The organism is Mesorhizobium sp. M0563, assembly GCF_040321065.1.
Taxonomy (GTDB): domain Bacteria; phylum Pseudomonadota; class Alphaproteobacteria; order Rhizobiales; family Rhizobiaceae; genus Mesorhizobium.
On record NZ_JAMYQV010000002.1, the window covers coordinates 294,446 to 316,185 of the forward strand.

Genomic DNA, 21,740 nt, shown 5'->3' on the forward strand with positions numbered 1-21,740 from the left:
CATAAACCCAAGTCCCAAATGCCGGAGGAATTCGCTAGCCTGTTCGCCATGCGCTGTCGGGCCGGCGCGATTGAGCGGGAACAAGGCTCGGCCGCCGGCATGGAAGAGGCGAAAGGATCAGGCACCCGTGAGCGCAACCGACACCCAGGATCCCAACCGTCGTGATTTTCTCTACGTCGCCACCGGCATGGCCGCGGTGGTCGGCGCGGGCGCCGTCGCTTGGCCGTTCATCGATCAGATGCGTCCGGATGCCTCGACGCTGGCCCTTGCCTCGGTTGAGGTCGACGTCTCTTCGCTGACGCCAGGAATGTCGCTCGTTGTGAAGTGGCGGGGCAAGCCGGTGGTCGTGCGCAACCGCACTGAGCAAGAGATGAAGGACGGCGAGGCGGTCAATCTCGCCGAGCTCAAGGATCCAATTGCCCGCAATGCCAATTTGCCGGCCGACGCGCCGGCGACCGACGCCAACCGCACCACGCCGGGCAAGGAAGCGTGGATGGTGATGGTCCAGGTCTGCACCCATCTCGGCTGCATCCCGCTCGGCCAGGAAGGCGATTTCGGCGGCTGGTTCTGCCCGTGCCACGGTTCCGTATACGACACCGCCGGCCGCATCCGGAAGGGGCCGGCACCCGAGAACATGGCGGTACCGGTGTTCCAGTTTATTTCCGACACCAAGATCCGTATCGGCTGAGGCAAGGGATATTTCGATGAGCGAGGGACACTCGACCTATACGCCCAAGACCGGCATCGGACGCTGGTTCGATTCGCGCATGCCCCTGCCGCGGCTGGTCTATGACAGCTTCATCGCCTATCCGGTGCCGCGCAATTTGAATTATGCCTGGACCTTCGGCGGCATCCTCGCGCTCATGCTGGCGGCGCAGATCCTGACGGGTATCGTGCTGGCCATGCACTACGCGGCCGACAGCACTCTCGCCTTCGATTCGGTCGAGAAGATCATGCGCGACGTGAATTCGGGCTGGCTGCTGCGCTACCTGCATTCGAACGGCGCGTCGTTCTTCTTCGTCGCCGTCTACATCCATATCTTCCGTGGCCTCTACTACGGCTCCTACAAGGCGCCGCGCGAGCTGCTGTGGATCCTCGGCTGCATCATCTACCTGCTGATGATGGCGACCGGGTTCATGGGCTATGTGCTGCCTTGGGGCCAGATGAGCTTCTGGGGCGCCACCGTCATCACCGGCTTCTTCACCGCCATACCGCTGGTTGGCGACTGGATCCAGCAGCTTCTCCTCGGCGGCTTCGCGGTCGACAATCCGACGTTGAACCGCTTCTTTGCGCTGCATTACCTGCTGCCGTTCATGATCGCCGGCGTCGTCGTGCTGCACATCTGGGCGCTTCACGTCGTCGGCCAGAACAATCCGACCGGCATCGAGGTCAAATCGAAGACCGACACGCTCGCCTTCACGCCTTACGCGACCATCAAGGACGGGTTCGGCATGATCGTGTTCCTGTTCGTCTTCGCCTATTTCGTGTTCTACCTGCCGAACTATCTCGGCCATCCGGACAATTACACCGTGGCCAACCCGCTGAAGACGCCGGCCCACATCGTGCCGGAATGGTACTTCCTGCCGTTCTACGCGATCCTGCGCGCCATCACCTTCAATATCGGGCCCATCAACTCCAAACTCGGCGGCGTGCTCTGCATGTTCGGCGCGATTGTAATGCTGTTCCTGGTGCCGTGGCTCGACACCTCGAAGGTGCGCTCGGCTGTCTACCGGCCCTGGTACAAGCTGTTCTTCTGGCTGTTCACGGCCGACGCCATCCTGCTCGGCTGGCTGGGCTCGCAGCCGGCCGAGGGCAGCTATGTGTTCATGGCGCAGATGGCGACGCTGTTCTACTTCGCCTTCTTCCTGGTAGCGCTGCCGGTGCTTGGGCTGATCGAGACGCCGCGGCGGCTGCCGAATTCGATCACCGAGGCGGTGCTCGAGAAGAACAAGGGTGGCGGTGGACATCCTGCCGGCGCCACGGCCGCGCCGGAAACCAAAGGCTGAGCATGATCCCGGAAAGTGGAAACCGGTTTTCGGACAAGATCATGCTCGGGACGATGACCGCGCGTCAGAGAATCTCAAGGGGATATGGCATGAAGAAGATTCTCGCCTCGTTGGCGCTGCTTGGCCTTGTGGCCGCGGGCATTGGGGCCACAGGCACTGGAGCGAGCGCCCAGGAAGAGGCGCACAATGAGGCGGCGCCGACGCATTTCCCGATTGACGAACCGAAGGAAATGGACTGGAGCTTCGCCGGGCCATTCGGCACCTACGACAAGGCCCAGCTGCAGCGCGGGCTCAAGGTCTACAAGGAAGTCTGCTCGGCCTGCCATTCGATGAATTTGGTGGCGTTCCGTACGCTGGAAGGCCTTGGCTATTCGGATGCGCAGATCAAGACGCTGGCGGCCGAATATACGATCCATGACGGCCCGAACGATGCCGGCGACATGTTCGATCGTCCCGGCAAGCCGTCCGACCATTTTCCGCCGCCGTTCCCCAACGAGGAAGCGGCGGCGGCGGCCAATGGCGGTGCAGCACCGCCCGACATGTCGCTGCTGGCCAAGGCGCGCGGCGTCGAGCGCGGCTTCCCGCGCTTCGTGTTCGACATCTTTACGCAATATGCCCAGGGCGGCCCCGACTACATCCACTCGCTGCTGACCGGCTACGACCAACAGCCGCCGGCGGGCATGGTCATACCAGAAGGCACGCACTACAATCCGTACTTCCTGTCCGGCGTGTCGCTGAAGATGCCGAAGCCGCTCTCCGACGGCCAGGTTACCTATGATGACGGGGCGCCGCAGACGGTCGACCAGTATTCTCGCGACGTGTCGGCCTTCCTGATGTGGGCGGCAGAACCGCACCTCGAGGACCGCAAGAAGACCGGCTTTCGCGTACTGGTCTTCCTGCTGCTGTTCGGCGCACTGGTCTACCTGACCAAGCGCAAGGTGTGGGCCGGCGTGGCGCACTGAGCCCTGCGATATAAGAGAATGCGAGGGCGTCGAAAGGCGCCCTTTTCATTGCAGGCATGTCGATTCATCGCAGCCGGCGCTGAACAAGGCCCTTTGCCGGACAATTTTCCGTCAGGCGTCACATGGCGGTAGCCGGACTTGGCTGCACCGGGTTACGATTGGCCAATTCCTTTCACGTCTTTAGCCGAATCTGAATGGCCCGGAGAGCCGCTTGATGAAGTCCTCGCTCGAAGAGACGCTGCTTGCCGCGATCCGCACCATTCCGGATTATCCCAAGCCGGGCATCCTGTTTCGCGACATCACCACGCTGCTCGGCAATGCGCGGGCCTTCCGCCGCGCGATCGACGAACTGGTGCATCCCTATGCCGGCCTGAAGATCGACAAGATCGCCGGCATCGAGGCGCGCGGCTTCATCCTCGGCGGCGCCATCGCCCACCAGCTCTCAGCCGGCTTCGTGCCGATCCGCAAGAAGGGCAAGTTGCCTTACGAGACGGTGCGCGTCGCCTACAGCCTGGAATACGGGCTGGACGAGATGGAGATGCACAAGGACGGTGTTTCTCCGGGCGAGAAGGTAATCCTCGTCGACGATTTGATCGCCACCGGCGGCACGGCGGAGGCGGCCGTCAAGCTATTGCGGCAGATCGGCGCCGACATTCTCGCCGCCTGCTTCGTCATCGACCTGCCGGACCTTGGCGGCCGCGAGAGGTTAGAGGGGCTCGGCGTGCCGGTGAGGACGCTGATCGGGTTTGAGGGGCATTGAGCGTTTCTTCCTTCTCCCCCGTGGCAGAAGGGAAGAATTCCGCTCACCCCACCTTCACCAGCACGGCACTTTCGAATTCGATCACCTTGTCGCCCGTCGAATCGAAGGCCTCTGAGCGGAGCGTCAGCAGCCGCCAGCCCGGTCGCGAGGCAATGGGGCGGTGGGCCAGCGCCGTGCGGGTGAAAGTCACGGTTTCCCCGGCATAGACAGGTTTGGGCCATTTGAGGTTCTTGAAGCCGGGCGAGGGGCCGAATTCCGGCACCGGCCCGGGGCCGGGCCAGCGGGCGACCTCTGCCTCTATGCCAGCCTGGAGGTTCAATTTCATCCAGGTGGCGGCGGTGTGCCAGCCCGAGGCGCAGAGCCCGCCGAATATGCTGTTCCTCGCCGCCTCTTCATCGATGTGGAAAACTTGCGGATCGTATTTGCGGGCGAACGCCTTGATCGCCTCCGGTTCGAATCGATGCGAACCGAGTGTGACGGTGATACCGATGCAGAAGAATTCGTCGAGGCTCACGCACTGCCCTCGCGGGTGAGGAACATGACGGTGTTTTCGAGCTCGAAAACACCTTCGCCGCGCTGGTTGAACAACTCGCTGCGCATGGTCACCAGGCCAAGCCGGGGCTTCGATCTAGACAGGCGCTTGGCAAGGACGGTGGTGCTGCCGCTCAACAGGTCGCCGGCCAGGACCGGCCGTTTCCATTTGACCTGGTCGACGCCTGGCGCGCCCTGGGAGGTCGAGTCGAGCAGGAAGGCATCGCACAGCATGCGCATGAACATGGCGCAGGTGTGCCAACCCGAAGCCGCCAGCCCGCCGAGGATGCTGGCCTTACCCGCAGCCTCGTCGAGATGCATCGCCTGGGCATCGAACTCGCCGGCGAATTCTATGATTTCGGCGGCGCTTACCAGCTTGGTGCCGAGGTCGAGCGAAGCGCCCTCGACAAAATCCTCATAAGCCCAGGTCTTTGCGGTCATGGTCTGGAAATCCTGTTCAGGATTGTACGATCGCTGCGGGTCGGGGTCCCGGATGCAGGCAGCGCGGCATTTGGTCAAGCAATTTCTAGTGCGCCAGCCTGCGGCGCCCAAGCCGCAGCGGAGGTATTGATGACCCTACAGCCAGCCGCGGCGGCGGAAATACCAGAAGGGCAGGATTGCCGAAAGCACCATCATGCCGATGGCGAAGGGATAACCAAAGTGCCATTTGAGCTCGGGGATGATGTCGAAATTCATGCCGTAGATTGAAGCGACAAGCGTCGGCGGCAGGAAGATGACAGCGGCGACGGAGAAGATCTTGATGATGGCGTTCTGCTCGATCGAGATCATGCCGAGCGTCGCGTCGAGCAGGAAGCTGATCTTCTGCGACAGGAACGTGGCGTGGTCGGCGAGCGACAGCACATCGCGCGACAAGGTCTTGATGCGGGCGCGGGTATCCTTGCTCATCCTGGTCTGCGTGGAGGCATGGGCGAGGAAGCCGGCAAGGCGCTGCAGCGAGATCAGGCTGTCGCGGACCGAGGAGGCGAGATCCTCCTTGCGGCCAATGCCTTTCAACAGCTCCTGGAAGTCGCGGTTGCGCTTGGAAACCTTGGTCGAGCGTGCCTCGAAGATGTCGCGCGAGATCGCCTCGACGTCGCGGCCGGCGCGCTCCAGAATGTCGGCGAGGCGGTCGACGATCGCCTCCAGTAGTCCGATCAGGATGGTGTCGCCGCTGGTGCAACCGGTCGCCACCTTCTCGGCGCGCTGCGGAAAGGTCTTAAACGCCTTCGGTTCGTGGTACCGCACGGTGATCAGCCTGCTGCCGGCGAGCACGAAGGTAACCGGCGACATCAACGGATCGTCCACCTCGGTCTGCGCAGGCAGAATGGCGGTCATGAAGTAGGCGCCGTCCTCGACGTAGAGACGGCTCGAGATCTCGATCTCTTCCATCTCTTCGCGGGTCGGAACGGCGATGCCGAGCCAGGTCTCAATTGTCGTCTCTTCTTCCTTTGTCGGGTTGAAGAGGTCGACCCAGACCACAGTGTCGCTGTTCTGCAGGAGATCGTCGACCAGGCGCAGGCGATCATTGTCGACGACGAAGGCCTTGATCATCGCCGGGTCTCCCTTGCTGTTGCCAAAGAGCGTTCGTTGGAGGGGCGCGTCAGTCAGATCGCACGGACACGGGCAGGTGAGGCGCGAGGCCGGTGCAAAGGCCCCTTAGACCCCGCACGACGGCCCGTCAAGCAGCGCAAGAGGCACTGCGACCCCTGCTTTGAAGTTTGGCATCGAGCGGCGGCAATGGTGGCCGCTGGGCTCCCTCGCCTGGTCAGGTGTTGAACTTGAACAGCATGATGTCGCCGTCCTGGACGACATACTCCTTGCCTTCGTCGCGCGCCTTGCCGGCCTCCTTAGCCGCCACTTCGCCGCCCAGCCTGACGAAGTCGTCATAGGCGATGGTCTGGGCGCGGATGAAGCCGCGCTCGAAATCGGTGTGGATAACGCCTGCCGCCTGCGGCGCCCTGGCGCCCTTGTTCACGGTCCAGGCGCGTGTCTCCTTCGGCCCGACGGTAAAGTAGGTGATGAGCTGCAGCAGCTCGTAGCCGGCGCGGATGACCTTGTTCAAGCCGGGTTCGTCCAGGCCGAGCGTTGCCAGGAATTCCATTTCCTCTTCGTCCGAGAGCTGGGCGACCTCGGCCTCGATCGCCGCCGAAATCACAACGGTGCGGGCACCTTGCGCGGCCGCCATCTGCTCGACCGCCCTGGTATGGGCGTTGCCGATGGCGGCATCGGCTTCGGCGACGTTGCACACGTAAAGCACCGGGTGCGACGTCAAAAGGTTCAGTCCCTGCAGGATGCGCAGATCCTCAGCCGAGATGCCGTTGAGCAGGATGCGGGCGGGCTTGCCGGCCTGCAGTAGTTCAAGCGCCGCTTCCATCATGGGAAGTACGGTCGCTGCCTCCTTGTCCTTGCCGGCGGCACGCTTGCGGATCTGCACGATGCGGCGCTCGAGGCTGTCGAGGTCGGCAAGCATCAATTCGGTTTCGACGGTCTCGGCATCGGCGACAGGATCGATGCGGCCCTCGACATGGGTGATGTCGTCATCCTCGAAACAGCGCAGCACATGGACGATGGCGTCGACCTCGCGGATGTTGGCGAGGAACTGGTTGCCCAGCCCTTCACCCTTCGAGGCGCCGCGCACCAGGCCGGCAATGTCGACGAAGGAGATGCGCGTCGGGATGATCTCCTTCGACTTGCCGATCGCGGCGATCTTCTGCAGGCGCGGGTCGGGCACCGCCACCTCGCCGGTGTTCGGCTCGATGGTGCAGAACGGATAATTGGCGGCCTGTGCCGCCGCCGTCCTGGTCAACGCATTGAAGAGCGTCGACTTGCCGACATTGGGCAAGCCAACGATGCCGCATTTGAAACCCATTTTTGTCTGGTCCTATCGGGAAATCGAAATTTGATCAGGGCTATGGGCGAAAGCGCCGACGATCGTCAAGGCGCAATTCAATTCAGACGCTGCGCGATGTCATCGGTGCCTATCGCCAACGCGTGAACGCCGGACCTGCTCAGTATTTGCAGAAGATGCCAGAACGCGTCGACATCCGCGGTTCCGAAATCGATCGTCAGTTGCCCCTCGAGCAATTGCGCACTGTGAATGATGCTTCCTAAGGTCTCCGATGTTTCACGCTCGCCATCGATATCGAACCAGCCGCGAAACCATTCGTCGAAGAGATCGCCGTCAAGCTCATTTACGGGGAATTTGAAATGAACCTCGTCCCACTTGAACGGTGAGATGAGGACATCCATTCCACCGATCCCGGCGTGAATATCCGGAGAGAATTTCACATAGGTATCGCTATTGATGAACTGCGGATTTGGCTGTCCGTCATTGCCGACGAAATCAACCGCGATGAGATTTCGATAGAAGGAATCGACGTTCGAAAACTTGACCTCGGTCGCATGCGATCCTTGGCCGTTGCGAGCAAGTTCGCCGGCAGCGGCGACGAAATAATCAACATACTTCTGCCTCACGCGGCGAACCAATTGCTGGACGTCATCCATATTCATGGCTCAGTCCTTGCCGCCAAAAAGCTTCTTCAGCATCGCCGCCATCGGGCCGGTTTTGGGCAGCTTGGCCGCCGGTTGCTGCGGCCGTGCCTGACGGACGTGGCTTTGTGCCTTTGGCGCGTTGGGTGGCGGGCGGTCGTCGTCGTCCGTCGGCGTGAGCTTGTCGCGCAGCGCCAGCGTCACGCGATTCATGAACGAATTGTCGTCGCCCTTGGCAAGCAATCCGGCACCATCGGCGATTGCGTCGAGCAGCACGTCCAGCCATTCGCGGTCGGCCTTGGCGAAATCGCCGAGCACATGGCCATGCACCATTTCCTTGACGCCGGGGTGGCCGACGCCGATGCGCACACGGCGAAAATCCTTGCCGACGTGCTGGTCGAGCGAGCGGATACCGTTGTGGCCGCCGGAGCCGCCACCGACCTTGACCCGCACCTTGCCGGCGGCAAGGTCGATCTCGTCATAAAAGACAGTCAGCGCCGAAGGGCCGAGCTTATAGAAGCGCAAGGCTTCGCCGACCGATTGGCCGGACAGGTTCATGAAGGTCTGCGGCTTGATCAGGATCACCTTGTCGCCGGCAAGCGTGCCTTCGGCGATCAGCCCCTGGAATTTCTTCGACCAGGGCGAAAAGGAATGGCGGCGGGCGATCGCGTCCGCCGCCATGAAGCCGACATTGTGCCGGTTGTTGGCGTATTTCGCGCCCGGATTGCCGAGGCCTGCAAAGACAAGCATCGTCGCCTCCGGGCGGGAAGGGGTTACTTCTCTTCGGCGGCAGGAGCCGCTTCGGGCGCAGCCGCTTCAGTCGTCTCTTCTACGGCCTCCGGCTTCATCGCCGAGGAGCCGGCAATGGTCGCGATGGTGAAGTCACGGTCGGAGATCACCGGCTTGACGCCGGCCGGCAAGGTGACGGCCGAAATGTGGATCGAATCGCCAATATCGGTGCCGGTGAGATCGATGGTGATGAAATCCGGGATCGCATTGGCCGGGCAGTGGAATTCGACCTCGTGGCGCACGATGTTGAGCACGCCGCCGCGCTTGATGCCGGGCGACTTGTCTTCATTGATGAAGTGCACGGGCACGTCGACATTGACTTCGGTGTCCTTGCCGATGCGCAGGAAATCGACATGGACCGGGAAATCCTTGACCGGGTCGAGCTGGAAGTCCTTGGGCAGAACCTGGATCTTGTTCCCGTCGACATCGATCGTGGCGACCGTGGTCAGAAACCCGCCGCCATGGATCTTGTAGTAGATGTCCTTATAGGTCAGCGCAATCGCCAGGGGAGGCTGCTTGTCGCCGTAAATCACTGCAGGCACTTTACCGTTGCGGCGAACTGCACGGGCGGACCCCTTACCGACCTGTTCGCGCGCTTCGGCCTTGAGCTCGTAAGTATCGTGGCTCATGGCATTTCCTTTCGCGTTGTTCTGGAGCGTTCGCGGCCGGCAACGTGCCGGGGCCGTAAACGTCGAAAGCCGACATAGCTAACGCATGACCTGGTCCGAAAACCGGAATCCACTTTTCGGGATCATGCGGGAAGGCGGCCTTCCGCCGCGTTGCCTCCAAGGGTGTCTACGCGGGTGGCGGCTCTATAGCGGAAGGCGGCGCGAGGTGCAAGCGGGGCGGAAGGTGCCCAGGGACGGACCGTGTCCCATCAATGTCAGGCCGGAAACGGCAGTGCCGAAAGCAATGCTGCAATGTACAGTCCGACGCCAAAGGACAGATGGGTCATAAGGCTGCGCAGGCGCGCAGTGCGCGGATTGGGAACTTTCGAAGCCGCGATGCCGATCCCAAAAGCCGGTTGCATCACGAAGAACGGGGCGACGATGGTGCAGACGCCGACCAACAGGGCCGGAAGCACTGTCGGGTGCCGTGCCCAGTCGAGGCTCCACACTCCAATCAGCGCCGCGGCAAATACGATGCCGGTCGCGTAATGTGCGCTCCATCCAATGGCGGTTTCGCCGCGAACGCGAGCAGCTTGCGCGATATTCGCGTGCGCGAAACGGCCACGCGGAAAGTGTCCGATCCAGCGGCCGACCCAGGCGTAATCAAGCGATGGAATCGCGAGCATTCGCTTCAGAAACCATCCCCAAAGGTCCATCAGGGCTGTCGCGCCGATACCAATGACGGCCGCACGGACAACGAACTCCAACATTTTTGCTCTCCTGTTTCACCCGTCAGACATTAACCAATTAGAATCAATCATTCAACATATTGATTGATTGATTGATTAATGCTAGCCAAGTCAAATGAAAAGCACGGACGTTCACCACCCGATCTTCGACGAAGTAGCGGATCTCGCCCGCACCTTGGGGCATGCCCACCGGCTGGTTCTGCTGCGTCACATTGCCGATGGCGAACTGGCCGTCGAGCAGCTGACGCAGCTTTCGGGGATCGCATTGGCGAATACGTCGCAGCATCTTCAACATCTCAAGCGAGCGGGCCTGGTGCAGACCCGGCGAGACGGAAAACGCGTTCTGTACCGGCTTGCAGATGTCCCAATCGAAAACGTGTTCGCGGCGCTGCGAAGCCTTGCAAACCATAGACGCGAGCAGATCCGTGAGTTTATCAACGACAGCATTAGCCAGCCGGACAGGCTGGAAAACATCTCGCGCGAGGAACTCGTGCGCCGCATGCGAAACGACGAAGTCGTGCTGCTCGATGTCAGGCCGCAGAACGAATTCGCGACGGGGCATTTGCCGGGTGCGATCAACATTCCCGCTGATGAGCTGGAGCAGCGGCTTGCGGAGCTTCCACGAGAGAAGGTCGTTGTCGCCTATTGTCGTGGGGTCCAGTGCGTTCTGTCGGCCGACGCTTTGGCAATCCTGAGGGCACGAGGCTGGGCCTCGCGCCGTTTCGAAGGCGGCTTGCCCGAGTGGGCAGCTGCAGGCCTGGGTGTAGAGGGAACGAACTACGAAAGCGGCTGACGGCCGCCAAATCGGCGTCGCCGGGCCTGGCCCAAATAACCGCAGGCGGCTGGACGGGCGCGTCGGAAGAGGGGATTCGCTTAGAAACCGAACCCGGGCTTCACCCGACCGTGGTCACCTTCCTCGCTTCCTTCATGTTAGGCAGAAAAACCGTCAGCAGCCCGAGTAGCGGCAAATACGAGCAGACCTGGAAGACGAAATCGATGCCTTTCATGTCGGCGACGACGCCAAGCACGGCGGCCGCGATGCCGCCCATGCCGAAGGCGAAGCCGAAAAAGATGCCGGCGATCATGCCGACCCGGCCGGGCACGAGTTCCTGCGCGAAGACGACGACGTTCGAGAAGGCCGAGGACAGGATCAGGCCAATCAGCACGGTGAGAACCATCGTCCACTCGAAATTGGCATAGGGCAGGGCCAGGGTGAAGGGCAGCACGCCGACGATCGAGAACCAGATCATCGCCTTCTGCCCGTAGCGGTCGCCGAACGGGCCGCCGAGCAGGATGCCCAGGGCCGAGGCGCCGAGGAACAGGAACAGCATGACTTGCGACATCTGGACTGAAACGCCGAATTTATGGATGGAATAGAAGGTATAATAGCTGGCAAGGCTGGAAATATAGGCGTTCTTGGTCAGTACCAGCAGCGTCAGCACCAGCAGCGCTCCCATCACCTTGCGGCGCGGGAAGGGCGAGACGAAGCCTGCCGCCTTGCGGGTGCTCTGCGCGGCACGCAGGCGGCTGTACCAGCCGCCGACCTGCCACAGCACGATGATGCCGATCAGCGAGCCGCCGGCGAACCAGGCGATGCTGGTCTGGCCGAAGGGCACGACGATGAAGGCTGCCAGCAGCGGCCCCATGGCCTGGCCGAAATTGCCGCCGACCTGGAACAGCGACTGTGCCAGGCCGAACCTGCCACCAGAGGCGAAGCGCGCGATGCGCGAGGATTCCGGGTGGAAGATCGCCGAGCCAATGCCAATCAGCGAGGCGCCGATGAGGAGCAGCGAGTAATGTCCAGCATAGGCCAGCACGACCAGGCCGATCAACGAAGAGGCCATGCCGTAGGGCAGCGAATACGGCATCGGCCGCTTGTCGGTAATCATGCCGATCACCGGCTGCAGCAAGGATGCCGTCACCTGGAAGGTGAAAGTCAAAAGGCCGATCTGCCAGAAATCGAGACCGTAATTGTCCTTCAGCAGCGGATAGATCGCCGACAGCAGCGACTGCATGATGTCGTTGATGCAATGGCAGAAGCTCACCGCCAGGATGACGGTGAAGGCCGTCGCCTGAGCTGAAATGTGGCTGGCCGCTGCCGGCTTGGCGTCGGCGGTTGCTGTGGTATCGGTCAAGGCAGGCTCCGTGGTCTTTTTGGCGGGCGCTCCCGCAGGCGGTCTTATGGGCCGGCTGCCTTATACGTTGCTTGTCATGCGACTTCTTTCGTGGTTTGGTCCAATAGTTTCGCAAGTGGGCCATAGCTGATGCCGCATGGCAGGGAAATGTTCAGAGCGGGCGATACCGATCTTGGGCTGTTGCATGAGCGTCGCTGGCAATGGCTGGAGCAGGCCGTCGGGCCGGCGGTGGCGCTGCCGACCGAATATCCGGACGGCTATCACGTGCCGCGGCACCATCACAGCCGCAGCCAGTTGCTGCACGCGCTGGTCGGTGTCGTGCTGGTGACGACGCGGCATGGGCGCTGGATGGTGCCCCCCGACCACGCGATGTGGATCCCAGCCGGCACCGAACACTCGGTTGAGATGCTGGGCGACGTCAGCATGCGCTCCGTCTATGTGATGCCGGAGGCCATTCCCGGCCTGCCGGACGGGTTGCGCGTCGTCGGCATCACCGACCTGATGCACAGCCTGATCGTGGAATCGGAAAAGCTGCCGCAGGGCGCCGAGCTGGAGGGGCGGGGCGGGCTGATCATGAAGCTCCTGCTGCACGAAATCCCGAACCTGCCGCAACGGCCACTCGGACTGCCGTTCCCGTCCGACGCAAGGCTGGCAGCGCTGTGCCGGCGCTTCGTCTCGGCACCGTCACCGCACGCGACGATCGATGAATGGGCCGCTATCGTCGGCATGAGCCGCCGCTCTTTCACCCGCGCCTTTCATCGCCAGACCGGATTGTCGCTGTCGACTTGGCGCCAGCAGGCCTGTCTGTTCGCGGCGCTGCCACGGCTGGCCGACGGCGAGCCGATCACAAGGGTGGCGCTCGATCTCGGCTATGACAGCGTGCCGGCGTTCATCACCATGTTCAAGCGCATGCTGGGAGCCTCGCCACGCGGTTACATGCGCGGCGCCCGTGATGCTGGTGAAGGTGTGCGGCGAATAAGCGGTCCGGCTCGGCCTGAGTCGCAGCCCTAAAGCGCGTCGCGTTCGACCGGTCTCATGCGACGCGCTTTAGGGTCTTGTTTTATGCATGTCGTTGTCGCAAAACCGCTGCTCACTTTTGCGCGACATGTATTAATCGAACAGGCTCGACACCGATTCCTCGGTTGCCGTGCGGGAGATCGCCTCGCCCATCAGTTCGGCGATGGAGATGACGCGGATATTGGCGGCGTCCAGCACTGCCTGGGTCGGCTGGATGGAATCGGTGATGACCAGTTCCTGCAGTTTCGAGGCGCCGATGCGGGCGATGGCGCCGCCGGACAAAACGCCATGGGTAGTATAGGCGGTGACACTGGTGGCGCCGTCGGCAAGCAGCGCATCGGCCGCATTGCATAGCGTGCCGCCCGAATCAATGATGTCGTCGATCAACAGGCAATCCTTGCCGCGCACGTCACCGATGACGTTCATGACTTCCGATTCGCCGGGGCGCTCGCGACGCTTGTCGACGATGGCCAACTGGGCATCGATGCGCTTGGCGAGGGCACGGGCGCGGACCACGCCGCCGACATCCGGCGACACCACCATGACATTGGCGAGCTGCTTGTATTTCGCCTTCACGTCACGCGCCATCACCGGCACGGAAAACAGATTGTCGGTCGGGATGTCGAAGAAGCCCTGAATTTGCCCGGCATGCAGATCCAGCGTCAGCACCCGGTTGACGCCCGCCCGCGTGATCATGTTGGCTACCAGCTTGGCCGAGATCGGTGTGCGGCCGGAGGCGCGGCGGTCCTGCCTGGCATAGCCGAAATAAGGAATAACCGCAGTGATACGCTTGGCCGAGGAGCGCATGAAGGCGTCGATCATGATGAGCAGTTCCATCAGATGATCGTTGGTCGGGAACGAGGTGGACTGCAGGATGAAGACGTCCTCGCCTCGCACGTTCTCCTGGATCTCGACGAAGATTTCCTGGTCAGCGAAGCGCCTGACGCTGGCCTTGCCCAGCGGAATGTTGAGGTAGCGGGCGACTGATTCGGCCAGCACCCTGTTGGAATTGCCCGCGAAGAGCTTCATGCACCGTTCCTGGCGAAGGATTGAGAGACTCCGATAGCACTCCAGCCTCTTAGTCGGGCTTTTAGCGGCCCGCGCCGGTATTGCAAGCGTCGTGAATGGGAATCCGCCGGCTAATCTCAATAATCGCTTACGGCTTGACGATGCGGCGATAGGTCCACTTCGATGCCGACAGAATCGGGATAGCTTCTATCTTTCAGTCTGAGCATGCTCTTTTCCGAAAACCGGATTCCACTTTTCGGAATCATGCTCCAGGTCAGCCGGCGCCGCCGCCAAGCCAGGTGGCGAACTGGTCGATTGTCTGGTCGGCAATCGCCTGCATGGTCGCCGGCGCGACCGCCGCCCAGCCTTCGCCGCCACCGACGGAGGGCGCCTTCTGCTGGCCGTTGATGCGATGCAGCCGGTTGCCGGCCGGGTCATAGATGTCCCAGACATAGATGACGGTGGTGTCCTTGCCTTCCGTCATGGTCGAGAAATAGCCCTTGAGCACGTGCGTTGGGGTCTGGTCGGTGCTGCCGGCCAAGGTGATGCCACGCTGCCTGGCGCGTGTCTGAAGCTCGGCGGTCAGCGGTGTCGCGGCTTCTACCGAGGCGCCGACGATCGGCGCCACCTGCAGCCGGGTTCGCGCAATGGCAGCGGCGCTTTTGGCGGGCGGCACGGCTGCTGCCGCCGGAGGCTGCGCTGTATCTGCAGTTGGCGCGGTGCCGGAAGACGGCGCCGCAGTTGAGGGGGGCGTTGCGGCGCCGCCGGCTCCGGGCAGGGATTGGGTCGATTGCGGGGCGATGGCCGAGGGTTCGAGAACGTCCTTCGCATTGGTGCAAGCCGCCAGCGCCAGCGCCGCGAGCAATGACACGGTCGTCACATGCGATCGTCTCATTAGCCTGAAAACTCCTTGGCGACGAACGCCCCTCACACTTTTTCCATTATGGATTCACTGCACGATCAAGTCGAGATCATGGCGGGACAGCGGCTTCGGCTGGGATTCGGTCGTCAGGTAGGTGCGGCCAAGGGTCATCGCCGTTTCGGTTTCGGAGTCCATGATGATCATATGGGCGAACAGCGTCATGTTCGGCGCAATCGGTTCGGGATTACCCTGATAGAACATCGGCATATCCATCCAGGACGGGGTGAAGCGGGCGCCGAGCGAATAACCGCAGGCATTGAGCCGGTGCTTGGTCAAATTGTGGGCTTCGAGCGTGCGGGCATGGGCGTCGAACACGTCGCCGAACGTATTACCAGGTGTCATCGCCTTCTCGACTGCAAGTAGCGCGGCGCGGGCGGCATCGAACAATTCCTGGTGGCGTTTCGATACCTTGCCGGTCAACACCGTGCGCATCATTGCCGCATGGTAGTGATGGAAGACACCGGCCCATTCGAGTGTCAGCTGGTCGTTCTTGGTGAGCTTGCGGCGACCGGCCTTGTAGCGGCAGAGCAGGGCGTCGACGCCCGAGCCGATGATGAACTCGTTGGCCGGATAATCGCCGCCGCCGGCAAAGATCGCGCCTTGCATGGCGGCGAGGATCAGCGCCTCATCGCCGCCCTGCTTGATCAGCGGCAGTGCTGCGTCCAGCGCGTCGTCGGCCAGATTTGCGGCTTTTTCCGCCTTGGCGATTTCGGCCGGGCTCTTGAACAGCCGCAGCCGGCTGACAATGCCAGAGGCATCTGCGATCTGCCCGAAGGTCTGCAACTGCTCGTCGAGGCGCCGGCCATTATATGCCGTCAGGCCGTGGGTGTCGTATTCGACGCCGATGCGGGCGCCGAGCAGGTCAAGCTCGTTGAGCAAATTGCGCAGGTCGACCGCCGGATTGGCGCCGTTGCGATCCGTCCACAAAACGATGTTGTCGATGATCGAGGTGTGGCGTGCCTGGCGCAAATCGGCCGAACGCGTCAGCAGTACCATCGAGCCGTCGGCCTTGACCACCAGGCACTGGAAAAAGCAGAAGCCGAACGTGTCGTAGCCGGTTAGCCAATACATGCTTTCCTGCGCAAACAGCAGGACGGCGTCGAGCTTCTTTTCGGCGATCTCGATCATCAGTCGATCGCGCCGCGCGTCGAATTCCGAGCGTTCGAAATGCAGCGCCATCAGTCAGTCTCCAAAACGATTGCCGAAACCTGCCGTCCGTAGTCGGGCTCGTTGCGATGCGTGCTGCGCCGATAGGAGTAGAAAAGCTCTTCCTCGGCATAGGTGCAGCGGCCGAGCCCTTCGGCATTGACGCCAGCCTTGGTCAGCCGGTCGACCGTGTAGCGGTTGAGATCGAACATCGCGTGTCCGGCATTTGCGGAGGGCGCGAAATAGCGGGCATTACCGGCATCGGCGTCGACGAAGCGGGCGACGAATTCCGGTCCGACTTCGTAATTCTGTGGGCCGATGGAAGGACCGAGCACTGCGACGATGCGGTCACGCCGGGCGCCGAGGCTTTCCATTGCCGCGATGGTGTTTTCCAGCACTCCCGTGAAAGCGCCTTTCCAGCCGGCATGGGCGGCTCCGATAATGCACGCCTCGGCGTCAGCGAAGAGGACCGGTCCGCAATCGGCGGTCGAGGCCCCGATGGCAATGCCCGGCCGGTCGGTGACGATGGCGTCGGCCTTGGGACGCTCGCCGGCAAAAGGTTCCCTGGCGATGACGACGTCCGGCGAATGAACCTGATGAGCAGTCAGCAGATGGCTTGCCGCCACGCCCATCCATTCGGCGACGCGGCGGCGATTCTCGCGCACCAGCGTCTGGGCGTCGCTCGATCCGGTGCCGATGTTGAGGCCCCGGTAGATGCCGCTGGAAATGCCGCCGACGCGTGTGAAGTAGCCGTGGCGGATGCCTTGCACCGTTTCCAGCAAGGGCGACCGAACGGGATCCGGTTTGGTCTGATTCAGCATGGCGGCTTTGTTGTCCGTATGGGCGATTTCGTCAAGCGCGTTGAAGGCGGCGAGTTGAAGGTAGGCAAGTTGAAGGTAGGCGAGTTGAAGGCGGGCGCAGTTGAAGGCGAGTGCAGTTGATGTCGGGCGCAGCCGGAGAGGGGAGAGTGGTAGAGGCGACAGCGAAAAGTCAATCCGCGCTTGCGAACGGCGGAACGGCAATGCCGGAAGGAAGGATGGCAAGCACCTTGAAGAGCTCGCCCATGGCCTGCTGACCGGCGAGGCGCTCGACGTCGGCCGCGATCTTTTCACGAGCTGCCTGATCGGCATTGGCGCCGAGCCGGCCAGCTCGTTCGAGAAGCCCCATTTTGAGCAGGAATTCACCTTGCGTGGAGAGGTGGGCATCGAGGCTGTGTGCCCGAACGGTTGCCGCGAGGGCAGCGAAATCGACATGGGCGGTGAGATCGGCCTCCCCCGGATTGGCCAGCACGTCCTCATGATCGTGCTTGCGCAAGGCCTGCAAGGTGTCGCCGATGCCGGGCTGGAGGTGACCGTAGTCGAGAAACAGGCCGGCGCCGCCAAATCCGGCAAGTCGCCCGGCGATGGCCGCCATCAGAGCGGCGCGGGCCGGCGCCACCTCGACGATCGCACCTTGCGGCGCATTCTCGGCACCCTCCGGCAGCAGCATCGGATCGAGCGAGCCGGCGCCGACGAAAAAGCGCAGCCGGTTCGCATCGTCGAGACCGATCATCCGTTCGCGCCAGCCGGCTCCGGCGCGGACGAACTGGCGAATAGGCACCGCGTCAAACAGCTCGTTGCCAACAATCAGAAGCTGCCCCTGCGGTAGTGTGTCGATGGTTTCATTCCAGGCGATGGTGGCCGACGTCCCGGCAAGCGTCCGTTTCTGGACCTCGGTCAACCGCGGACTGGTCTCGATCAAGGCGAATGATGCGCTGGCGGTAAGCGTCGGATCGAGCCGCGAAAGCGTGCGCAGCATATCTCTCATCAGCGTGCCGCGGCCGGGGCCTATTTCGGCGATGGCGACCGGCGTCGGCCGGCCGATCGCCAGCCATGCCTGGTAGAGCCAGACGGCGACCATCTCGCCAAACATCTGGCTGATCTCCGGCGCGGTGACGAAGTCGCCGGCGGCGCCGAACGGCTCGCGTGTCGTATAATAGCCGTCCTGCGCATCGAACAGGCAGAGCGCCATGTATTCGCTGATGGGGATCGGTCCCACCGCACCGATCAGCTCGGCGATGCGTGTCTTCAGCGGCGTCATGCGGGCTGCGGTTTTGTCACCGGCTTGGCTGTAGCCATCGCCCAGATGCCGGCCAGCACCATCGGCAGCGACAGCACCATGCCCATGGTGAGCCAGCTCGTGCCAAGGAGATAGCCGAGCTGCTGGTCGGGCTCGCGGAAGAATTCGACGAAGACGCGCGAGGCGCCATAGCCGGCAATGAAGGCGCCGCCGACGAAGCGCGGCGTCTTCAGCTTGAGCCGCGAATGAGTGAGAAAGCGCAGGACAAGGAACAACACCAGCCCTTCGAGCAGCGCCTCGTAGATCTGGCTCGGATGGCGTGCAAATGGGCCGCCATTGGGGAATTCGAATGCCCATGGAACGTCGGTCGGTCGGCCCCATAGTTCGGAATTGATGAAGTTTGCCAGGCGAACGAGGCCAAGCCCCACCGGCACGCCGGCGGCAACAACGTCGAACAGCGACCATGTGCGGATGCCACGCGCCCGGGAAAACAGCGTCATGGCGAGAATGACGCCGAGCAGGCCGCCATGAAACGACATGCCGCCCTGCCAGACGGCGACGACATCGAGCGGATTGGCGATGTAACGCGGCAGGTCGTAGAACAACACGTAGCCGGTGCGTCCGCCGAGCACCACGCCGATGGCCGCCCAGACGATGAAGTCGTCGAGATCCACGGGCTTCATCGGCAGGGTGCCGTCGGGCCAGAGTTTCGGGTTGGTGACGAGGCGCTTGGCATACCACCAGGCGAACAGGATGCCGACGATGTAGCCGACGCCGTACCAATGCACCGCCAGCGGTCCGATCCGGACGATGACCGGATCGATGTTGGGGAAGGGCAGGGCAGCCAGCGGCAGCAAATATTCGCTCAACAGGGTCTCCCGGTTCCGGTCAGGTTCGGGCGCGGACCATGCGGCAGGGTTTTGGCAGGGTCAAGGCGAGCATATGCTTGCATTCCGCATCGTGCGCCACTACGTCAATTCGACCAAGCGAGGATTTGCCATGGCGACCGGACCGAACCGCATTCTCGATGAATTCGCCAAGCTGATGACCGACGCAGCCGGTGCCGCGCAAGGCGTGCGGCGCGAGGTGGAGACCGCCTTCAGGGGCCAGGCCGAGCGGATACTCAACTCCATGGACGTCGTGCAGCGCGAGGAATTCGAGGCCGCTCGCGACATGGCGGCGAAGGCCAGGGAAGAAAACACCCGCCTCGCTGCTCGCATCGAAGCGCTCGAGGCCAAGCTTGCCGAAATGACCGGTCAGGCAGCGCCTGTGGCTTCGGCAAAGCCGCGTGCAAAAAAATAATAAAAATATTCGTTAAACTTTTCCACAAAGCCGGATCGCAAAAAGCGCTTTGTCGTGAATCGCTTACCGGTACTGCGTGGATCTTTCCGACAGCGCCTTTCCACATGCGAATGACGCAGTGCGAAAAATTGGGCTGGTCACGCGACTCCCGATCAATAGACTGAATTTGTTGCATGATTCGGAGCAGGGTCATGCGCCGGGCGGTGGGGTCCGGTCCGGGGTCTTTGCGTTGACGAAGTCCTGGCCGTCCGAGTTCTAGGCAGAATTGTTCGAGTGTGCCTCTCCCGCGGAGCGTGTGGTGGCGCTCCCAGAACGACAGGAAGCATTTCATGGAACTTCTCGAACTCGAATTCTCCCGCGAAATCCATCCGGTGGATGTTATCGAGCAGGTGGCGCACAACAACGATTGGTCCTTCGAGCGGGCCGGCGATGACGAGATCTCGATCTCGGTCGCCGGAAGCTGGACCGACTACCACGTTTCATTCTCCTGGATGGAGGACTACGAGGCGCTGCACCTGGCCTGCGCTTTCGACATCAAGGTGCCTGAGGCGCGCGCGCTCGAGGTGATGCGGCTGCTTTCGCTGATCAACGAACAGATGCTGTTTGGGCATTTCGACCTCTGGGAGCAGGAAGGCGCCATCATGTTCCGCCAGTCGCTGCTGCTGGCCGGTGGGGTTGAGCCGTCGAGCCAGCAGGTCGAGGTGCTGCTGTCGTCGGCGCTGGAAGCCTGCGAATGCTATTTTCAGGCCTTCCAGTTCGTCGTCTGGTCGGGGACTTCGGCCAAGGACGCGCTGGCCGGCGTGCTGTTCGAAACCTACGGAAACGCCTGACCGTCGATGGGTTCGAGCAACGCGAGAAAAACCGAGATCAGCTTCGCCGATTTCGACCGCGTCGACATCCGCGCCGGCACGATCGTCGAGGCCGAGCCTTTTCCCGAGGCGCGCAAGCCGGCGATCAAGTTGAAAATCGATTTCGGTCCCGTGATCGGGGTGAAGAAATCCTCGGCCCAGATCACGAAATACTATACACCTGAAAGCCTGATCGGCCGGCAGGTGTTCGCGGTGGTCAATTTCCCGCCGCGTCAAATCGGGCCATTCATGTCGGAAGTGCTGACGCTCGGTTTTCCCGATGAAGAGGGCGCCGTCGTCCTCGGCGCGATCGAGCACAAGGTGCCGGACGGCGGCAGGTTATTCTAACTGCGGTTTGCTCAGGCGGCCAGTTTTCGCGTGGTACCCAGTGCTCCTTCGACCGTTTCCATGAACATTTCTGCACAGGCCTTCCAGCTGTAGCGCATAGCACGTTGCCGCGCCTCGGTGCGGTCGACGAGAAGCGCGGCGAGCGCTGCTTGCCTCAGGTCTTGCGAGACTGCGCCGCCTATGCCGTCGCCCACAATATCGATCGGCCCGGTGACGGGATAGGCTGCGACAGGCGTGCCGCTGGCCAACGACTCGATAATGACGTTGCCGAATGTGTCGGTGCGGCTGGGGAAGACGAAGACGTCGGCCGAGGCGTAGATCTCGGCCAGTTCGTCGTTCGGGCGATGGCCGAGAAAATGGGTATCGGGATATCTGGCCTTCAGCTTCGCCAATTCCGGCCCTTCGCCGACAACCACCTTGCTGCCGGGCAGGTCCAGGTCGAGGAAAGCCGGCAGGTTCTTCTCGATCGCGACGCGGCCGACGCAGAGGAAGATCGGTCCCGGAAGCCCCAGGTCCTTTCTTTTATCCGGCCGAAAATGATCGGTATCGACGCCACGCGTCCATGGCCGAAGCTTGGTGAAGCCGCGTGCCGCAAGATCGTCGGCAAGCGACTGGGTGGCGACCAGCGTGCCCTGTCCTGAATTATGGAAATCGCGCAGCCAGCGATAGGCCCATGCTTCTGGCACCGGCAGACGCGCGCTCAGATATTCCGGAAAACGTGTGTGATAGCTGGTCGTGAACGGACGGCCGGCGTTGCGGCAGTAGCGCCGCGCCATAATGCCGAGCGGTCCTTCGGTGACGATATGGATGTGATCCGCCTTGCGTGCCTCGATCAGCTGCGCCACGCGGTGCGGCGTCGTCAGCGCCAGCCTGATGTCGGGATAGGTCGGCAGAGGCAGGGTGCGAAAGATGTTCGGCGTCAGGAAGTCCGTCTCGACATCGAAGGATTTCAAAGTCTCCGAGAGGCGCTCCAGCGTGTGGACGACGCCGTTGACTTGCGGGCGCCAGGCATCGGTGACCATCAGGATGCGCATGGCGGTCCCTTGGCGGAGAGCTTGATTG

The 21,740-nt window shown here is 62.2% G+C and carries 25 protein-coding genes; 9 read left to right on the forward strand and 16 right to left on the reverse strand.

Annotated features, from left to right (window positions below):
- Nucleotides 1-127: 127 nt before the first annotated feature.
- The 4 genes from petA (at nt 128) to NKI50_RS04065 (ending at nt 3,728) form a co-directional block, all read left to right on the forward strand.
- The gene (gene petA / locus NKI50_RS04050) at nt 128-688 is read left to right on the forward strand and encodes a ubiquinol-cytochrome c reductase iron-sulfur subunit (RefSeq protein ID WP_023719206.1); all 561 of its coding nucleotides are present in this window, start codon (nt 128-130) and stop codon (nt 686-688) included.
- Between the two features lie 16 nt (nt 689-704).
- Nucleotides 705-2,006 carry a cytochrome b gene (locus NKI50_RS04055; RefSeq protein WP_352715480.1) on the forward strand — a complete coding sequence of 434 codons (1,302 nt, stop codon included), beginning with the start codon at nt 705-707 and terminating at the stop codon, nt 2,004-2,006.
- Between the two features lie 89 nt (nt 2,007-2,095).
- Nucleotides 2,096-2,968, forward strand: a complete 873-nt coding sequence (locus tag NKI50_RS04060) for a cytochrome c1 (protein ID WP_023719204.1) — start codon at nt 2,096-2,098, stop codon at nt 2,966-2,968.
- A gap of 214 nt (nt 2,969-3,182) precedes the next feature.
- Nucleotides 3,183-3,728 carry an adenine phosphoribosyltransferase gene (locus NKI50_RS04065; protein ID WP_023719203.1) on the forward strand — a complete coding sequence of 182 codons (546 nt, stop codon included), beginning with the start codon at nt 3,183-3,185 and terminating at the stop codon, nt 3,726-3,728.
- A 43-nt stretch (nt 3,729-3,771) separates the two neighbouring features.
- On the opposite strand, the gene NKI50_RS04070 is transcribed toward NKI50_RS04065, so the two are convergent.
- From NKI50_RS04070 to NKI50_RS04105, 8 genes are all read right to left on the reverse strand, one after another.
- Complete coding sequence (locus NKI50_RS04070) at nt 3,772-4,242, reverse strand: MaoC family dehydratase (protein WP_023719202.1); 471 nt, start codon at nt 4,240-4,242, stop codon at nt 3,772-3,774.
- Nucleotides 4,239-4,700 carry a MaoC family dehydratase gene (locus tag NKI50_RS04075; RefSeq protein ID WP_352482086.1) on the reverse strand — a complete coding sequence of 154 codons (462 nt, stop codon included), beginning with the start codon at nt 4,698-4,700 and terminating at the stop codon, nt 4,239-4,241. Before NKI50_RS04075 ends, NKI50_RS04070 begins: the two co-directional genes overlap by 4 nt.
- Nucleotides 4,701-4,835: 135 nt before the next feature.
- Nucleotides 4,836-5,810 (reverse strand): magnesium/cobalt transporter CorA, encoded by a 975-nt coding sequence (corA, locus tag NKI50_RS04080; RefSeq protein ID WP_023719200.1) that lies wholly within the window; start codon nt 5,808-5,810, stop codon nt 4,836-4,838.
- Between the two features lie 214 nt (nt 5,811-6,024).
- Nucleotides 6,025-7,128: a redox-regulated ATPase YchF gene (ychF, locus tag NKI50_RS04085; protein ID WP_023719199.1), complete on the reverse strand. Its 1,104-nt coding sequence runs from the start codon at nt 7,126-7,128 to the stop codon at nt 6,025-6,027.
- Nucleotides 7,129-7,205: 77 nt separating this feature from the next.
- On the reverse strand, nt 7,206-7,769 hold the full coding sequence (locus NKI50_RS04090; protein ID WP_023719198.1) for a hypothetical protein: 564 nt from the start codon (nt 7,767-7,769) through the stop codon (nt 7,206-7,208).
- A gap of 3 nt (nt 7,770-7,772) precedes the next feature.
- Entirely contained in the window at nt 7,773-8,498 is a 726-nt protein-coding gene (gene pth / locus NKI50_RS04095) for an aminoacyl-tRNA hydrolase (RefSeq protein ID WP_352715484.1), read from the reverse strand.
- A gap of 23 nt (nt 8,499-8,521) precedes the next feature.
- Nucleotides 8,522-9,166, reverse strand: a complete 645-nt coding sequence (locus NKI50_RS04100; protein ID WP_023719196.1) for a 50S ribosomal protein L25/general stress protein Ctc — start codon at nt 9,164-9,166, stop codon at nt 8,522-8,524.
- Between the two features lie 254 nt (nt 9,167-9,420).
- Nucleotides 9,421-9,915, reverse strand: coding sequence for a DUF2938 domain-containing protein (locus tag NKI50_RS04105; protein ID WP_023719195.1), 495 nt, complete (start codon nt 9,913-9,915; stop codon nt 9,421-9,423).
- 94 nt (nt 9,916-10,009) lie between these two features.
- On the opposite strand from NKI50_RS04105, the gene NKI50_RS04110 reads away from it, so the two are divergent.
- Nucleotides 10,010-10,687, forward strand: coding sequence for an ArsR/SmtB family transcription factor (locus tag NKI50_RS04110; RefSeq protein WP_352496089.1), 678 nt, complete (start codon nt 10,010-10,012; stop codon nt 10,685-10,687).
- 100 nt (nt 10,688-10,787) lie between these two features.
- On the opposite strand, the gene NKI50_RS04115 is transcribed toward NKI50_RS04110, so the two are convergent.
- Entirely contained in the window at nt 10,788-12,029 is a 1,242-nt protein-coding gene (locus NKI50_RS04115; RefSeq protein ID WP_352496090.1) for an MFS transporter, read from the reverse strand.
- A 129-nt stretch (nt 12,030-12,158) separates the two neighbouring features.
- Here NKI50_RS04115 and NKI50_RS04120 point away from each other — a divergent pair, with 129 nt between their 5' ends.
- Complete coding sequence (locus tag NKI50_RS04120; protein ID WP_023719192.1) at nt 12,159-13,040, forward strand: AraC family transcriptional regulator; 882 nt, start codon at nt 12,159-12,161, stop codon at nt 13,038-13,040.
- A gap of 99 nt (nt 13,041-13,139) precedes the next feature.
- Here the strand turns inward: NKI50_RS04120 and NKI50_RS04125 are convergent, their stop codons facing one another.
- The 6 genes from NKI50_RS04125 to lgt all read right to left on the reverse strand — a co-directional run bounded on the left by NKI50_RS04125 (nt 13,140) and on the right by lgt (nt 19,049).
- Entirely contained in the window at nt 13,140-14,075 is a 936-nt protein-coding gene (locus NKI50_RS04125) for a ribose-phosphate pyrophosphokinase (protein ID WP_023678427.1), read from the reverse strand.
- A 253-nt stretch (nt 14,076-14,328) separates the two neighbouring features.
- Nucleotides 14,329-14,949: a hypothetical protein gene (locus NKI50_RS04130; RefSeq protein WP_352591747.1), complete on the reverse strand. Its 621-nt coding sequence runs from the start codon at nt 14,947-14,949 to the stop codon at nt 14,329-14,331.
- A gap of 54 nt (nt 14,950-15,003) precedes the next feature.
- Complete coding sequence (locus tag NKI50_RS04135) at nt 15,004-16,155, reverse strand: M24 family metallopeptidase (RefSeq protein WP_023678425.1); 1,152 nt, start codon at nt 16,153-16,155, stop codon at nt 15,004-15,006.
- Complete coding sequence (gene pgeF, locus NKI50_RS04140) at nt 16,155-16,943, reverse strand: peptidoglycan editing factor PgeF (protein WP_352640780.1); 789 nt, start codon at nt 16,941-16,943, stop codon at nt 16,155-16,157. Before pgeF ends, NKI50_RS04135 begins: the two co-directional genes overlap by 1 nt.
- A gap of 169 nt (nt 16,944-17,112) precedes the next feature.
- Nucleotides 17,113-18,201 (reverse strand): class I SAM-dependent methyltransferase, encoded by a 1,089-nt coding sequence (locus tag NKI50_RS04145; RefSeq protein ID WP_352640782.1) that lies wholly within the window; start codon nt 18,199-18,201, stop codon nt 17,113-17,115.
- On the reverse strand, nt 18,198-19,049 hold the full coding sequence (gene lgt, locus NKI50_RS04150; protein WP_352483082.1) for a prolipoprotein diacylglyceryl transferase: 852 nt from the start codon (nt 19,047-19,049) through the stop codon (nt 18,198-18,200). The genes NKI50_RS04145 and lgt overlap by 4 nt, the downstream gene beginning before the upstream one ends.
- 130 nt (nt 19,050-19,179) lie before the next feature.
- Here lgt and NKI50_RS04155 point away from each other — a divergent pair, with 130 nt between their 5' ends.
- The 3 genes from NKI50_RS04155 (at nt 19,180) to NKI50_RS04165 (ending at nt 20,678) form a co-directional block, all read left to right on the forward strand.
- Entirely contained in the window at nt 19,180-19,482 is a 303-nt protein-coding gene (locus NKI50_RS04155; RefSeq protein WP_352640821.1) for an accessory factor UbiK family protein, read from the forward strand.
- Between the two features lie 329 nt (nt 19,483-19,811).
- Nucleotides 19,812-20,312: a type III secretion system chaperone family protein gene (locus NKI50_RS04160; protein ID WP_023678420.1), complete on the forward strand. Its 501-nt coding sequence runs from the start codon at nt 19,812-19,814 to the stop codon at nt 20,310-20,312.
- A gap of 6 nt (nt 20,313-20,318) precedes the next feature.
- The gene (locus NKI50_RS04165; protein ID WP_352483084.1) at nt 20,319-20,678 is read left to right on the forward strand and encodes a tRNA-binding protein; all 360 of its coding nucleotides are present in this window, start codon (nt 20,319-20,321) and stop codon (nt 20,676-20,678) included.
- Between the two features lie 11 nt (nt 20,679-20,689).
- On the opposite strand, the gene NKI50_RS04170 is transcribed toward NKI50_RS04165, so the two are convergent.
- Nucleotides 20,690-21,712: a glycosyltransferase family 4 protein gene (locus NKI50_RS04170; RefSeq protein ID WP_352715488.1), complete on the reverse strand. Its 1,023-nt coding sequence runs from the start codon at nt 21,710-21,712 to the stop codon at nt 20,690-20,692.
- Between the last annotated feature and the right edge of the window lie 28 nt (nt 21,713-21,740).

Coding starts and splice junctions, on each gene's coding strand:
- NKI50_RS04160 (WP_023678420.1), top strand. CDS start 19,812: ATGGAACTTCTCGAACTCGAATTCTCCCGCGAAATCCATCCGGTGGAT.
- NKI50_RS04120 (WP_023719192.1), top strand. CDS start 12,159: ATGCCGCATGGCAGGGAAATGTTCAGAGCGGGCGATACCGATCTTGGG.
- NKI50_RS04075 (WP_352482086.1), bottom strand. CDS start 4,700: ATGACCGCAAAGACCTGGGCTTATGAGGATTTTGTCGAGGGCGCTTCG.
- NKI50_RS04065 (WP_023719203.1), top strand. CDS start 3,183: ATGAAGTCCTCGCTCGAAGAGACGCTGCTTGCCGCGATCCGCACCATT.
- NKI50_RS04145 (WP_352640782.1), bottom strand. CDS start 18,201: ATGACGCCGCTGAAGACACGCATCGCCGAGCTGATCGGTGCGGTGGGA.
- NKI50_RS04060 (WP_023719204.1), top strand. CDS start 2,096: ATGAAGAAGATTCTCGCCTCGTTGGCGCTGCTTGGCCTTGTGGCCGCG.
- NKI50_RS04090 (WP_023719198.1), bottom strand. CDS start 7,769: ATGAATATGGATGACGTCCAGCAATTGGTTCGCCGCGTGAGGCAGAAG.
- NKI50_RS04105 (WP_023719195.1), bottom strand. CDS start 9,915: ATGTTGGAGTTCGTTGTCCGTGCGGCCGTCATTGGTATCGGCGCGACA.
- NKI50_RS04165 (WP_352483084.1), top strand. CDS start 20,319: ATGGGTTCGAGCAACGCGAGAAAAACCGAGATCAGCTTCGCCGATTTC.
- NKI50_RS04100 (WP_023719196.1), bottom strand. CDS start 9,166: ATGAGCCACGATACTTACGAGCTCAAGGCCGAAGCGCGCGAACAGGTC.
- NKI50_RS04055 (WP_352715480.1), top strand. CDS start 705: ATGAGCGAGGGACACTCGACCTATACGCCCAAGACCGGCATCGGACGC.
- NKI50_RS04125 (WP_023678427.1), bottom strand. CDS start 14,075: ATGAAGCTCTTCGCGGGCAATTCCAACAGGGTGCTGGCCGAATCAGTC.
- pgeF (WP_352640780.1), bottom strand. CDS start 16,943: ATGCTGAATCAGACCAAACCGGATCCCGTTCGGTCGCCCTTGCTGGAA.
- NKI50_RS04135 (WP_023678425.1), bottom strand. CDS start 16,155: ATGGCGCTGCATTTCGAACGCTCGGAATTCGACGCGCGGCGCGATCGA.
- ychF (WP_023719199.1), bottom strand. CDS start 7,128: ATGGGTTTCAAATGCGGCATCGTTGGCTTGCCCAATGTCGGCAAGTCG.
- pth (WP_352715484.1), bottom strand. CDS start 8,498: ATGCTTGTCTTTGCAGGCCTCGGCAATCCGGGCGCGAAATACGCCAAC.
- corA (WP_023719200.1), bottom strand. CDS start 5,810: ATGATCAAGGCCTTCGTCGTCGACAATGATCGCCTGCGCCTGGTCGAC.
- NKI50_RS04110 (WP_352496089.1), top strand. CDS start 10,010: ATGAAAAGCACGGACGTTCACCACCCGATCTTCGACGAAGTAGCGGAT.
- NKI50_RS04170 (WP_352715488.1), bottom strand. CDS start 21,712: ATGCGCATCCTGATGGTCACCGATGCCTGGCGCCCGCAAGTCAACGGC.
- NKI50_RS04155 (WP_352640821.1), top strand. CDS start 19,180: ATGGCGACCGGACCGAACCGCATTCTCGATGAATTCGCCAAGCTGATG.
- NKI50_RS04130 (WP_352591747.1), bottom strand. CDS start 14,949: ATGAGACGATCGCATGTGACGACCGTGTCATTGCTCGCGGCGCTGGCG.